This window comes from Gardnerella sp. c17Ua_118 (assembly GCF_055804255.1).
The window spans coordinates 846,636-860,511 of the sequence record NZ_JANUYT010000001.1; the positions used below are offsets into that span (position 1 = coordinate 846,636).

Annotated in this window: 15 protein-coding genes and 1 tRNA gene; 8 read left to right on the top strand and 8 right to left on the bottom strand. The window is 43.0% G+C overall.

Annotation, left to right across the window (positions count from 1 at the left end):
• Positions 1-171: 171 nt before the first annotated feature.
• The 3 genes from rplT to infC are packed head-to-tail and all read right to left on the bottom strand — an operon-like array spanning position 172 to position 1,552.
• Entirely contained in the window at positions 172-555 is a 384-nt protein-coding gene (gene rplT, locus NYP69_RS03470; protein ID WP_004114536.1) for a 50S ribosomal protein L20, read from the bottom strand.
• 54 nt (positions 556-609) lie between these two features.
• On the bottom strand, positions 610-804 hold the full coding sequence (rpmI, locus tag NYP69_RS03475) for a 50S ribosomal protein L35 (RefSeq protein WP_004112988.1): 195 nt from the start codon (positions 802-804) through the stop codon (positions 610-612).
• Positions 785-1,552, bottom strand: a complete 768-nt coding sequence (infC, locus tag NYP69_RS03480) for a translation initiation factor IF-3 (RefSeq protein ID WP_016636400.1) — start codon at positions 1,550-1,552, stop codon at positions 785-787. The genes rpmI and infC overlap by 20 nt, the downstream gene beginning before the upstream one ends.
• A gap of 255 nt (positions 1,553-1,807) precedes the next feature.
• Between infC and NYP69_RS03485 the strand changes: the two genes are divergently transcribed.
• Positions 1,808-2,545 (top strand): thiamine diphosphokinase, encoded by a 738-nt coding sequence (locus NYP69_RS03485; RefSeq protein WP_116689845.1) that lies wholly within the window; start codon positions 1,808-1,810, stop codon positions 2,543-2,545.
• A gap of 23 nt (positions 2,546-2,568) precedes the next feature.
• Here the strand turns inward: NYP69_RS03485 and NYP69_RS03490 are convergent, their stop codons facing one another.
• Positions 2,569-3,303, bottom strand: coding sequence for a PmeII family type II restriction endonuclease (locus NYP69_RS03490; RefSeq protein ID WP_004132714.1), 735 nt, complete (start codon positions 3,301-3,303; stop codon positions 2,569-2,571).
• Between the two features lie 62 nt (positions 3,304-3,365).
• Positions 3,366-4,757, bottom strand: coding sequence for a DNA (cytosine-5-)-methyltransferase (gene dcm, locus NYP69_RS03495; RefSeq protein ID WP_018637527.1), 1,392 nt, complete (start codon positions 4,755-4,757; stop codon positions 3,366-3,368).
• A gap of 240 nt (positions 4,758-4,997) precedes the next feature.
• Between dcm and gap the strand changes: the two genes are divergently transcribed.
• The 5 genes from gap (at position 4,998) to NYP69_RS03520 (ending at position 9,624) form a co-directional block, all read left to right on the top strand.
• On the top strand, positions 4,998-6,053 hold the full coding sequence (gene gap / locus NYP69_RS03500) for a type I glyceraldehyde-3-phosphate dehydrogenase (RefSeq protein ID WP_016636398.1): 1,056 nt from the start codon (positions 4,998-5,000) through the stop codon (positions 6,051-6,053).
• Positions 6,054-6,148: 95 nt separating this feature from the next.
• Positions 6,149-6,649 carry a Cys-tRNA(Pro) deacylase gene (gene ybaK / locus NYP69_RS03505; RefSeq protein ID WP_004130002.1) on the top strand — a complete coding sequence of 167 codons (501 nt, stop codon included), beginning with the start codon at positions 6,149-6,151 and terminating at the stop codon, positions 6,647-6,649.
• A gap of 69 nt (positions 6,650-6,718) precedes the next feature.
• Positions 6,719-6,793: a 50S ribosomal protein bL37 gene (locus tag NYP69_RS03510; RefSeq protein WP_369803150.1), complete on the top strand. Its 75-nt coding sequence runs from the start codon at positions 6,719-6,721 to the stop codon at positions 6,791-6,793.
• Between the two features lie 155 nt (positions 6,794-6,948).
• A complete protein-coding gene (locus NYP69_RS03515) occupies positions 6,949-7,719 on the top strand; it encodes an exonuclease domain-containing protein (RefSeq protein WP_116689734.1) in 771 nt (256 codons plus the stop codon).
• Between the two features lie 123 nt (positions 7,720-7,842).
• Complete coding sequence (locus tag NYP69_RS03520; RefSeq protein ID WP_116689735.1) at positions 7,843-9,624, top strand: UDP-N-acetylmuramoyl-L-alanyl-D-glutamate--2,6-diaminopimelate ligase; 1,782 nt, start codon at positions 7,843-7,845, stop codon at positions 9,622-9,624.
• A gap of 18 nt (positions 9,625-9,642) precedes the next feature.
• Here NYP69_RS03520 and NYP69_RS03525 read toward each other — a convergent pair whose 3' ends face one another.
• Positions 9,643-11,097, bottom strand: a complete 1,455-nt coding sequence (locus tag NYP69_RS03525) for a bifunctional folylpolyglutamate synthase/dihydrofolate synthase (RefSeq protein WP_032815748.1) — start codon at positions 11,095-11,097, stop codon at positions 9,643-9,645.
• Positions 11,098-11,446: 349 nt separating this feature from the next.
• Between NYP69_RS03525 and NYP69_RS03530 the strand changes: the two genes are divergently transcribed.
• Entirely contained in the window at positions 11,447-12,163 is a 717-nt protein-coding gene (locus NYP69_RS03530; protein ID WP_116689737.1) for an ECF transporter S component, read from the top strand.
• Between the two features lie 160 nt (positions 12,164-12,323).
• Positions 12,324-12,397: transfer RNA gene (locus NYP69_RS03535), tRNA-Ile, on the top strand.
• A gap of 287 nt (positions 12,398-12,684) precedes the next feature.
• Here the strand turns inward: NYP69_RS03535 and NYP69_RS03540 are convergent.
• Together NYP69_RS03540 and NYP69_RS03545 are read right to left on the bottom strand one after the other, a co-directional pair.
• Positions 12,685-12,861, bottom strand: a complete 177-nt coding sequence (locus tag NYP69_RS03540) for a hypothetical protein (protein WP_155237437.1) — start codon at positions 12,859-12,861, stop codon at positions 12,685-12,687.
• Positions 12,862-12,885: 24 nt separating this feature from the next.
• Positions 12,886-13,782: a carbohydrate kinase family protein gene (locus NYP69_RS03545; protein ID WP_004132728.1), complete on the bottom strand. Its 897-nt coding sequence runs from the start codon at positions 13,780-13,782 to the stop codon at positions 12,886-12,888.
• Positions 13,783-13,876: the final 94 nt, after the last annotated feature.

The window sequence follows — 13,876 nt, forward strand, 5'->3', positions numbered from 1 at the left end:
GCCACAGTTTCACCCTACGACTTAAGCACTTAATAATTAAACACAAAACCAGGTTATGAATCTAATATATGCACAAAAACAATTAAGTCCGCCTAAAAAGACGGACTTAATATTTAATGCTATTTAATGCTTAAAGTGATTAAATCACTCAATAAAACCGATAATCTAAAATCAGGCCTCTACTGGAGCATTAACATCTGCAGGCAAAGCAGCCTTAGCAGCTTCGACGATTGCCTTAAAGGTTTCAACATCGCTAACAGCAAGCTCGGCCAAAGCGCGGCGATCCAATTCGATGCCAGCTAAGCGCAAGCCCTGAATAAAGCGGTTGTAGGTGATTCCTTCTGCGCGAACAGCAGCGTTAATGCGCTGAATCCACAACTTGCGGAAGTCGCCCTTGCGAGCCTTGCGGTCGCGGAAGTTATAAGTAAATGAGTGAAGCAGCTGTTCCTTTGCCTTGCGATAAAGGCGGGAACGCTGACCGCGATAACCCGAAGCCCTATCAAGAACAACGCGACGCTTCTTGTGAGCATTAACTGCGCGTTTTACTCGTGCCATAAGTATTCCTCAGCTTTCTTAAAAATTTTTAATTGCGTCTTCGTTTTACTGCACTTACTTAGCTAGCAAGCCCTTCAAATTCTTGCTCTGTGCTGTAGCTAAAACCTTATCTGCAGACAAAGCACGACGCTTACGAGCAGACTTATGCTCCAAGTTGTGGCGCATTGCGCTACCATCGTGCATTACCTTACCAGTGCCGGTGAGGCGAACGCGCTTGGACGCTGCGGAATTAGTTTTCATCTTCGGCATTGCTGCCCTCCTTATGATTCTGATCAGATTCTACAGAAGCTTTTGCGGACACATCGGCCGCTGCCTGAGCTCCTTGCTTTGCCGCAAGTCGTGCTGCTTGACGAGCTTGACGCTCTGCGCGCGATTCAGCGCCTCTACGACGCTGCTCAGACTGAGTATGAATCTTTTTACCCTTAGGCGCGAGAGTCATTATTATGTTACGACCCTCTTGCTTAGGGGCAAACTCCACGGTTCCACTTTCGGAAACCTCATCTGCAAGCCTACGCAATAACTCAACTCCGCCTACAGGCCTCGACTGTTCGCGGCCACGCAGCATAATGGTGACTTTTACTTTGTCTCCACCATTTAGGAATCGAAGAACATGACCCTTCTTAACGTCGAAATCGTGATCGTCAATCTTGAGTCGGAAACGAATTTCCTTAATCTCGGCCGTACTTTGATTACGACGCGCTTCACGAGCCTTAATCTTCTCGTTGTACTTGTACTTACCGTAGTCAATAAGCTTGGCTACAGGAGGCTTAGCAGTAGGCGCAACCTCTACAAGATCGAGGTTTGCTTCCTTTGCTAGGTTCAACGCTACCGAGGTCGCAATAACACCCACCTGCTCGCCTTTCGGACCGATAAGGCGTACTTGTGAGACGCGAATCTCTTCGTTAATGCGTGGTTCGTCGCTAATGATGACTCCAATCCTTGTTAAAACAGTGGAACAGCGCACCAAAAGGTCAAAGATAAATTCAAGTTCAAACATCAATCAAATGCGCTCAAGAATAGCGCTATAGCAAGCATATTGCTACGTGACCGAAGTCATGAACCCGAAACCCTTTAGGCTTCCAGGTGGGATATACCACTTTCTTGATTACTCAAGCCAAATGTCTATTCTACTTGAAGCCTTGACAATAGTCAAACATGCTCAAAAATACTAAACAAGTCGCATTAAATCTCAAGAAGCCGCAACAAAACACGCGATATAATCGCAATTCCGCGCGCGCGATATTATATGACTATGGAGCCTTTGAAGCGCTGCGTTGTTTTAGCAGCTGGAGATTATTACGACCATACGCGCGAACACGTTCCTGATCGCGCTTTAACTATTGCAGCCGATGGTGGCTGGGATCATGCGTGCAGACTTGGTTTACACGTTGATGCTCTAATTGGCGACTTTGACTCCGTGCGATTAAAACTCCCAACAGACGCTGCGATTACGCGACTTCCTGCCGAAAAAGATGACCCAGATTTGCTTTCTGCTCTTAAAGTTGGCTGGTCTAAAGGCTCTAGAGAATTCCATATTTTTGGCGGCTTAGGCGGCCGTGTTGATCACACGATTTCCAATATTCAGCTTATGGTTCGACTTGCAGTTAGAGGCGGAATTGGATTCTTGTATGGAGACGGCACGATTGTTACAGCAATTCACAACGGTTCCCTCGACTTTCCTGCGTCAGGCGGCCCCGAAGGCCGAATGGTTTCTGTATTCTCACACACGCCTGTTTCTAGCGATGTAAACGAGATTGGGCTTAAATATCAACTTCAGCACGCAACTATGTATGGCGATGCCGTTCAAGGCCTAAGCAACGAGTTACTAAACGACACTCCTGCGCATATTGACGTTCACGAAGGCACTCTTGTAATCACATTCCCTATAGACGCTCCACTGCCGCAAGTTAGCTGGTTTAAGCGACCAGTTGGCGATTTGGGAGATGTAAACGCTAGTGTGTCGAGCGCTCTAGCTGTTTCGCCAAAGTAGTTTTTGGCTTACATTTTATTGGCCTACATTTCAATTCCAGGAATCATGCTGCTGTTTTCCGATATACTTTTGGCTAATTTTTCTACAGTATTTTCTAAAACGTGATTAATCTTGTTGTTATTAACAGTTGTAATAGTTTCTATTAGATCGTTGTAGAAATCTTTATCTCCAGTAAAAGATTCCCAAAATTCTTGGCCAATTTTTACAGTATAACCTTCAGCTTCAATCCTCTTATAATTCGCCGATAAATCTTCTCTGGAACCATACAAAATACCAACTACGCAATCAGTTAATGGATTTATATCTTTAGATCCATTTGTTTTAGCCAATCTTGCTAAATCTTTAAAATGGTCACATATTGTTTTTACATCATCTTTATTAATTGTTTCTGGACCAGATTTTAACTGACAATAAATATGACGATTTGTAAAACTATCTTTATATTCAATATCTATTCCAGATGTTGTAGACGCAAATCCACTCAAAACTTGAGAACTCAACTTTTGTATTGCAGAACCAAAAGATGTAGAAATAGAAGTTCCAAGAACTCTAGGATATAAAATTGCCTTAGCAATTGAACGCGGCGATGCATCACCAAAAGCAAATCTAGAAAGATATGCTATTAAGAATGGATTAAAGCTGATCTTCTTTATATCAACAAGTTTTTCGGTGTTTTTTACATGATTTTCTATTACTTGCTTATCAAAAAAAGATGAAATCTGGCTTAAAATATTCTTTCTTTCAATATCTGAAAACATAAAATCTCCCTTGACTATTCACAAAACAAACAGGCTAACATGCCGAATTTTGTATTGGAAAATTATAACATAGATAAGGCTTGAGATTTTAATTCATCGGTAGTTATATTCGATAAATCAACAGGCTTAATATCTCTAAACAACTCTCTATTTTCGCCACTTAGCATAGCAATTATTGCTCTACCAACATGATAAGCAAGATTGCAAGGAACAGCATTGCCTATCTGCTTGTATTTGCTTGCCATACTGCCTTCAAATTCCCAACTATCTGGAAAAGATTGAATGCGAGCATATTCTCTTACCGTTAATGGTCTAGTTTCAGCTGGATGACATCTTTCTGTTTGCCTTTGTGCTGGAGAACATGTGAGAGTTAGTGACGGCTCATTCCACGAGAGTCGCCTTGCCATACCAGTTTTTCCGCCTGGCAAATTGAACGAACCCTTCATGTAATCTTTTTGAACATCCAAAGGAAGATCACGCCAATAGCCTCCAGGAGGCACTAAGTCTAAAACCTTCTTCTTGCTTTCTGGATACGTTGCACCCTCTGATTTTGGGCACTCTCCTATTGCATCCCATAATGTAAGAACATCACTGTTTTCTTTAGGGAATAAAATCGGAATATCTAAATCTTTTCTAACTCCGATTATGACTAATCGCTCACGCTTTTGAGCAACGTCAAGAAATTGAGCGCGCAAAACTTTTAAAGCAACTTTATAGCCCAAACTATCCAAAGTATTTAGCATAACCATAATGGTTTTTCCAGAATCGTGAGTAAGCAATCCGCGAACATTTTCCATCATCAATACTTTTGGCTTAACTTGTTTAATAGCCCGCGCAAATTCAAAGAAAAGTGTTCCTCTTGAATCTTCAAATCCTTTAGACAATCCAGCATACGAAAACGCTTGACAAGGAACACCACCTTGCAATAAGTCAACTTTTCCTCTGTATTTAGAAAAATCAATATTGTGAATATCTTCTTCTACAACATTCCATTCAGGATTATTTTTGCGCAAAGTTGCACACGCATATTTGTCTACCTCATTTAACATTAAATGATTAAAACCAGCGTTACTCATTCCTAGTGCAGTTCCTCCAGCGCCAGCAAATAACTCAATTGACGTAAAGCGAGTTTTATTGTTTTTTAACACAAAAAAATGAGATTTTTTATTTTCACTATGATTTTCATAACGATTTTTAATACGTTCCAAGTCTGAAATTTTGAAAAGTCGTTTGTTGTTTGAATCCCTAACACATATTAAAAGTCCCAGTTTTGCCCAACGTCGTATAGTATCTATAGAAACGCCGATAATACGCGATGCTTGCCCAGCGGTTACATTTGAATCTTTGCTAGGGATAATATTAACAGTGACTTTAGCTTTATGCTCTAGACCTTCTAAGACTTGCGTACTTTTCTTCATAAAAACAGCATACCACAATTCTTGTAACCTTTGCATATGCAATGGTTATGATTCTATAAAATACTAGATACACATAGCTAGTTTAGAAACGCAAAATGTAGCAAAGAAGGCCAAAATGTTGCGCAAGTGTAATACAAAATGATGCACTAACGTAGTACATACCGCACATTAAAATAAACATGTTAGTTTAAATAACGAAGACCAAAAACGTATTGTTAAAAATCGCGAAAAATCGCAAAAACCGTGCGTTAAGGTTTCACTCAAGGGAGATCCCACATGACAGTCAAGATTGGTATTAACGGCTTTGGACGTATCGGCCGTTTGGCATTCCGTCGTATTTTTGAGCTTCAAGCTCGTGGCGGTCAAGCTGGCGATATTGAAGTCGCAGCAATCAACGATCTGACCACTCCTTCAATGCTTGCTTACTTGCTTAAGTACGACAGCACTCATGGCACTTTCCGCCACGACGATGGCACCCCAGTTGAGGTGACTTCCACCGAAGACGCAATCGTAGTAGATGGCAAGACTTACAAGGTTTACGCCGAAAAAGACGCAAACAACATTCCATGGGTTAAGAACGATGGTGTTGAGTTCGTGCTCGAGTGCACTGGTTTCTACACTTCTGCAGAAAAGTCCCAGGCTCACTTGAACGCTGGAGCTAAGAAGGTTCTTATCTCTGCTCCTGCTAAAGACGAAACCACCCCAACCGTTGTGTTTGGTGTAAACCAAGAGATCTTAAAGCCAACCGATAACATTGTGTCTGCTGGCTCTTGCACCACCAACTCCATGGCTGCAATGGTTAAGCTTTTGCAAGATAATTGGGGCATTAAGTCTGGCTTTATGACCACTATCCACGCTTACACTGGCACCCAGATGATTCTCGACGGCCCACGCGGCTCCAAGCCACGCAACAACCGTTCTGCTGCTTGCAACACAATCGAGCACTCCACTGGTGCTGCTAAGGCAATCGGCAAGGTTGTTCCAGAGGTTAACGGCAAGCTTCAGGGTCACGCTCAGCGTATTCAGGTTCCAGATGGATCCGTTACCGAGTTGACTACTGTTCTCGAGAAGCCAGCAACCACCGAAGAAATCAACGAAGCCTTTAAGAAGGCATTCGAAAACTGCGATTACTTTGGCTACAACGCCGATAGCATTGTGTCTTCCGACATTATTGGCGATACTCACGGTGGCGTTTTCGATCCAACTCAGACCGACGTTAACACTGTTGACGGCGTAACCTTGGCTCGTACCGTTACCTTCTACGACAACGAGTACGGCTTTACTGCTAACATGATTCGCACATTGCTTTACTTCGCTGAGATTGCTGAGTAAAATTAGCGAAACAAATAAAGCTAAATAAAGCTACAAACCCCTTGCGGTGACTCATCGCAGGGGGTTTTCGCAACGCATTGCACACGGGGGTAAAAATGGGCAAAAAACATGCTGCAACAGGCAAAGCAACGCCAGCAATCGCACAACTAGAAAACGCTGGAATCACATTCCGCGTTGTTGACTACGAGCACGATGCAGATCACATGGATGACGGCTACGGCATGGAAGCAGCGCAAAAATTAGGCGTAAACGCAGAGCAAGTTTGCAAAACGCTTATGGTAGACACAGGCGAAAAGCGCGTAGTCGGCATTGTGCCAGTAAACGCTCGATTAAGCATGAAGGCGATTGCGAGCGCAGTAAATGCCAAAAAAGCCAGCATGACAAGCCCAGACGTAGCTCAACGAGAAAGTGGCTATGTTGTTGGAGGAATCAGTCCATTTGGTCAGCGCACTCATCACGAAACCGTTCTGGATGCTAGCGTTATGCACTTTGACGAGATTCTTGTTTCTGGAGGAAAGCGCGGACTAGACGTTGTTCTAAATCCAAACGATTTGGTTAGCTTGCTTAACGCAACTGTGGCAAATATTCTAGCTTAAAGCTAGCAAACGTCGTGGCAACGTGCGATAATCCGTAAGGTTGTTCATTTTAATCGTTAGGAGTTTATTATGGGTATGCGTGGACGTAAGCGCAAGGCTCGCCGCAAAAAGGCAGCAAATCACGGCAAAAGGCCAAATGCTTAATGCAAATGCTTAATACGTTTGATTTGCGTATAAATTTGTAACTAAAAGCCCACGGATTTATTACCGTGGGTTTTTTGTTTACGCGATTTTTAATCAAACAACCAAACGACTAAAAAACGCACACAAGGGTCTTCGCTGCATTCTAGGATTATTGCATGGCAAAGAACATAGATGAGTTGCTAGAAGCACTAGAAAAAGCACCGCAGCAAGATAAAAACACAGCATTGTGCAAATCAATGCTGCTTGGCTTCGACACAGAAACAACGGGCGCAATTATTGGCAGTGATTCAATATGCTCCGCAACGCTCGTTTTTAGAGACCCAGCGCGTGGACGTAACAATGACGTTATTGCAACGTGGCTTGTAAACCCGCATAAGCAAATCAACCCTAAAGCAAGCGAAGTAAACGGCTTTACAAACGAGTTTTTGCAAGAAAACGGAGGCGATCCAACTCAAGAAATCGAATTGCTTGGAAGAGCCATTAGCCTTGCACAAAGCAAGAACATTCCACTTCTTGCATACAATGCGCCTTTTGACGTTAAAATGCTAAACCATGATTTGCAAAGATGGAGTCTTGACTCTTTGCAAAATCGCCCAAAAAGCACAATTAATGGCGGCGAGATGCTTATTGTAGACCCGCTTGTTATAGATAGAGCCATTTCTAAGCGAACTGGCAAACGCACACTTACATACACAACGCAGTTTTATGGAATAGAGCCAATTGGCAATTTTCACGATGCTACAGCAGATACAGTTGCTGCAGTTGATTTGATTGAGCCTATAAGCGAGTTGCACGAAAATGTTGCAAATCTTAAGTTATGCGAGATTATGGTTTGGCAGCGAGACGCTTACGCAAAGTGGAAGTTAAGCTTTGATAGCTGGCTTAAGTCTAAAGGAAGACCAGCTAGCGAAGGAAACTGGCTGTAATTAGTAGCGATTATTGTGCAATTTGCGCGCGAAAAAATCGCAAGCAGCCGCACATAAAATAAGCACAACTAAAATAAAACGCAAATAACAAAAATAACACGAAAAACAACACGGAAAAGCGAAATGTCTTTACAAAAATTATCTTTAGACGAAGCATGCAATATTTTGTTAAAGCAAAATCTTTTGCGAGAAATAATACAAAATAAAAGTGCGCAAAAACATGACGATTTAACGCACGAAAACGACCAAACTTGGTCAATAGATGCTAGCGATTTTAGTGCGCACTCAAAGCCGTACAGTCACATAACGTACGATTCGCGCGATATTAAGCCAAACACATTGCTTTTTATTAAGGGCAATTTTAAGCCAGAATACCTTAAAGACGCAGATAAAAATGGCTTAAACGCATACGTTGCGCAGGATTGCTACGCGGATTACACAAATGCGGTTGGATTGATTGTAACAGATGTTCATAAAGCTATGAGCTTACTTTCGGCAGCATTCTTTAACAATCCGCAAGAAAAGCTTACGACTATTGGCATTACGGGAACAAAAGGCAAAACAACCACAGCATACTTTACTCATGCTATTTTGAACGCACATTCTAATGGCAAAGCGGCGCTATTCTCTTCGGTAGACAATTGCTTAGATGGTAAAACATATGTTGAGTCGGACTTGACTACGCCAGAAAGCCTAGATGCGTTTAGAATGATGAGCCAAGCCGTAGAAAATGGCATGAAATACCTTGTTATGGAAGTTTCGTCGCAAGCATACAAAGTCAACCGCGTGTATGGATTGCACTTTAATGTTGCGGCATTTTTGAACATTAGCCCAGATCACATAAGCCCAATCGAACACCCGACTTTTGAAGATTATTTGTATTGCAAGCGTCAAATCGTAAAAAATACGGATGCACTTGTGCTTAATGCGGATTGCGCGCATGCGGATTTGCTTCTTCAAGACGCACAAAAAAATGGCGTAAAAGTCACGACTTTTTCCAGAATACACAAAGAAGAACTAGACGGAAACACTTGTAATTGCACAGAATGCAGCGATTATTCCGATATTCATCCTTACGAAAACAGCGAAAAATACCCAGAGCTTGTTTTGCCAAGATATGTAGCGATACCAGAGTTGCAAGAATCCGATGAATCGCAAGGATTGCAGAGCTCGCAAAATACGCAAAATACGTCAGAGCATTGTATTGCGATCTTAGAAGGCGAAGCTAACGAGTACGTAAATCAAGACATGCCTAATTACAGCGCTATAGACAAATTCAATCTAAAAATCGCAGGCGACTTTAACTACGAAAACGCCACTGCAGCAATCGCAATCGCAAACGCATTAAGCATAAATGAAAACACAGATCAAAAAGCCCTACATGCTATAGAAAACGTTCAAATATCGGGGCGAATGGAAGTCTTTAAAGACACAAAATCCAATACAGTTGCCATAGTGGATTACGCACATAACTACATTTCCACAAAATCTGTTGTCGACTTCGTATACGACAAATACGGTAACAATGATTTTAGAATCACGCTTGTAACAGGATCCACGGGAGACAAAGCCGTTGACAGGAGAAAAGAAATAGTTCAAGCTGCACAAGATCGAATCAACCAATTTGTGTTCACTCAAGAAGACACAAATGTCGAAGACGAAATGGACATTTGCAAATACATGCAATCTTGCGTAACCAATCCAAACGTTGAATCGCGAATTATTATAAACAGAGCTGAAGCTATTGAGTACAGTGTTGAAGAAGCAAGAAAAGATGCTAGAGAGAACAACAGACTAAACATAATACTTGCTATCGGAAAGGGCGACGAACGCTGGATAAAGGTGCACAACAAACATGTTCCTTACGAAGGAGATTCGTTTATTATTAAACGCTTATTTAGCTAAGCACCTCTTTAGCTAAAGTCATTCCGCAAGATTTGGATGAATATTAGCGCGTTGATCCTTTGGCTTCTTTAAGTCTGGATTAACGCGCTCAATCAGCATAGTGCGCGCATCTCCTGCCGTAACAAAGCTGCCGCAAATCAGCACTCCGTGCCCATACCCCACTCCAAGCTCATCGTCTTCGTCAACAAGATTCACTGCCGTTTGAATAGCGTCTGGAAGATCGTCAACGCGAATCACGCGATCTTTGCCAAACACGCCAATCGCAATCTTCTCTAGGTCTTTAGGATCCATCACGCGGTCGCGCCAAGAGTTACGCGTAACAATAATCTTAGTTAAAATCGGCTCAAGAACACCTAAATATTCTTCAACTTGCTTATCTGCCATCATTGCCACAACGCCAATAAGCTGCTCAAAATTATAGTTTTCTTCGATTGTTTTACGAAGAGACTCAGCAGCATTAACATTGTGGCCGCCGTCAATAATAATCGTTGGAGAAGTACGCACTTGCTCAATTCTGCCAGGAACCTTAACTTGACTCAAAGCCTCGGCAACCAAATCGCCGTCTAAAGCGCCATTTACAGGCAGAACAACCTCCGCAGCAGCAAGCGCCGCCAAAGCATTATGCGACTGATGTACACCAAACTTATCTATTGGAACATCTTCATAAGTGCCATTTGGAGTTCGCAAAGTGGCAACTTGACCACCAACAGCTGGAGTGCGCGAAACAACCTCCAGCTCGCCGCTGCCGTCACTAAAGTCGCGCAAAAGCTTGGCATTATTGCGATTTGCCACCTCTTGAATAATCGGCAAAACTTGCGATTCGTGTGGCTGCGGCCCCAAAATCACAGTGCAATTTGGCTTAATAATGCCAGCCTTTGTACGCGCAATCTCTTCAACCGTGTTTCCAAGCCATTGCATGTGGTCCATGTCTACAGGGCCAATAATCGCAGCATCCGCGTTCATAACATTAGTGGCGTCCCATTCGCCGCCCATGCCAACTTCCATCACAGCAACGTCTACAGGAGCGTCGGCAAAGGCCCAAATCGCCATAGCTGTAAGCACTTCAAAAAAGCTCATTCGCGGCTTGCCATCAGCATCCATGCGAGCGTCAACCATGTTTATAATGTCTTTCATTTGATCAAACACGTCAACAAACTGGTCATCGCTAATTTCTTGGCCGTCAATCATAATTCGCTCATTTACGCGTTGCAAATGCGGCGAAGTGTAAAGACCCGTGCGCAAACCGTACGCGCGGCAAATCGCCTCCGCCATGCGCGCCGTGGAGCCTTTGCCGTTTGTGCCAGTAATGTGAATCACGTGCATAGACTGCTCTGGATGCCCCAAAATATCGAGGATTAAGCGCATTCTATCTAAATCAAGATTTGTCTTGTTATGCTCTGGAGCGCGGCTCATAATATCTCGCTCAACGTCAACAATTCGCTCATTGGTGCGATTTGGATGTTCCATCGACATTTTGTGCTCCCATTTTTGATTTACGTTTTCGGATTTACGTTTTCGGATTTACGTTTCGCTCATTTTTCCAACTATCTAGATTAATAACTGTAGTGTTTTTGTACCTGATTTACGGCGTGTCGTGATACAAAAAGCGGAAATAGCGTTTGCGTTGAATAATCGGTTTTATAGCGCGTTATAGATTTCTGCAATAGTCAAAAACGTTACAAATCGCACAAAACTAGCGCATAAAGGCGTGTTAGTGGCGATTAAATGGTAAAGTACACGTTGGCGTTTCTGCCCAGGCTGCGTAGGTCGAGAAACGCTCAAAGAAATTACAATGCGCAGCAATCAATAGTTAGGAACACTAATGAGTGATATTCTAAACAACGAATCCGCAAACAATCAAAGCGAAGAAAACGCACAATACTCCGCACAATCCGAAACTCCAATAACCGACAAGGCTCGTGCAAACGCAAATCCTGCACCAACAACAATCGCAAGTCTTAAATGGCGCGTTGCAGATATATCGCTCGGCGCCGCTCTAGCCGCCTTGTTTGGCATAATCTACTGGGGCTTTACAATTGTGTTCTTCTCCCAAATCTCCCCTATTTTGCGCACTGTTTTGCCTGGATTTGGCAGCATTTTGCACGGCGTTTGGTACATGTCTGGTCCGCTTGCTCTTCTTTTAATCCGTAAGCCTGGTGCTGCAATTTACGTAAACGTTGTTGGTGCCGTGTTTGAGAACATTCTTGGCCAGCAATTCTCTGCGTTTATGGTTTTAGCTTCTGCCGCTTTGCAAGCCGTATTTAGCGAGCTTCCTTTTGCTATTGCTCGCTACAAAAAATACAATCTTACTTTAAGCGTAATTTCTGGCACGCTTACCGCTCTTGAATATGGCATTTACTTGATGTTTGTGGTTTACCAGGGCAAGAGCGCAAACTATCTTACAATTCACATGATTTGCGAGCTTATAAGCGGCTTTGTTATTGCTGGAATTGTTCCTTGGATTCTATTCGTTGCAGTTCGTAAGACTGGAGCTTTAAGCAATTTTGCTTCTGGAAGAGACCAAGAAGTAGTAGCGTAGCTATTTGCTCTAAAGCTGCTTGCGACTTGTCTTGCGCGCACTCATGCGATTTTGCTCGCTAAACAATGCGCTAATCGTAGCGTGAATCGCAGCATGTTAAACAGCGTGTTAAACGTTTATGGGTATGTGCTAATCTAGTCGTTGCTAACTTTGTTAGCGTGGGGCTTTAGCTCAGTCGGTTAGAGCAACGGACTCATAATCCGTCGGTCCAGGGTTCAAGCCCCTGAGGCCCCACTAAATAACTCAAAATGGCTTTATTTCAACGTTTTCAGCAAGTCGCAAACAGTAACGACACACCAAACGACACACCTGAACCACTATGTTTAAGCGTATTTAAGCGATTAAACTGCTCTTAAAACCGTGTGTGACACGCCAAAAAGAACCTACTTCTATTATATCATTTTCACAAAAAGTTAAGAGTATAAAAAATTACCCCCCGCATGGAGCGAGGGGTAATTACTAATTTTCAACTTGTATTCTCAATTAGAGAATACTTTGAGCATATTGCGCGCCACTTATTTTCAGTAGTAGTGTCGTCCAGGATTTTGCCGCGGCCGTCCAGCTCTTAGGAGCCTTACAGCAGTATCAATGTCTGGCGCATCATCTGCTGCGCGCATAAACATTGCTTGAATCATCTGCTCGGATTCTTTGCCATCATAGTGCTTAGCCTTATTATCGTCCCAAACAAAATCAGCCATGAGCATACCTTCTATTCTTACAGCCTACAGTCCTGCTTTAGAAAGATAGTCTGGGATTTCGCTCGGGTACTCTGGCCACGCTCCTGCTTGAGTGCAAACGTACGCAGCAGTGTTGATTGCAGCACGATGCGCGTCTTTAAGCGAATCGCCAGCTAAAATCCTTGCAGTAAACGTGCCAGAGAATGAGTCTCCAGCACCAACCGTGTCGTTAACTTCCACATGAGGAGTTGGGTAGGTAGAGCTTTCGCCATTCTTAGTAAAGATTGCGCTAAAAGTAGATCCGCCAGTCAAAATCACGTAATCCAAACCATAGCGAGCTTGGAACCATTTGCAAGCCTCATTGTCGGAAGTTTCGCGAATATTGAACATATCTCTAAGAAGAAGCAGCTCGGAATCGTTAAGCTTAAAAACAGTTGCCTCTTTAAGAAGAGCGTCAATCAAATCCTTTGAATAATGATCGCTACGAATGTTTATGTCGAAGAACTTCATGGCGTTTGGCTTTGCATGCTTTAAAAGCTCCAAAACAGTATCGTGTGTTTCTTGCGATCTTAAGCTAAGAGTTCCAAAGCAAATCGCGTCTGCTTTGCTAACAAGATCCACAAGTTCGCGCGTATAAACAATATGATCCCACGCAATGTTTCGCACAATCGTGTACTCTGGAATGCCATTTCTAAGCGAAACATCTACCGTACTAGTTGGCCAAGCATTGCGCTGAATAACGTGCTTAATCCCTGCTTTTTCAACTTCTTCAACAAGTTCATTGCCAAGAGAATCTTCTCCAACAGCACTAATAACGTAGCTTTCTGCACCATTGCATTGCGCGTGATACGCAAAATTCGCTGGAGCACCTCCAACTCGTTTTCCTTGGGGAAGCAAATCCCAAAGTAGTTCTCCAAGTGAAAGAACGATTGGCTTAGTCATTGTATTCCTTTCGAGAGTATCGATGATTTTGGCTGCGACTCGTTAATCAACATCTTTATTGCAACAAGTCACATAAATGCATAAAACACAAATG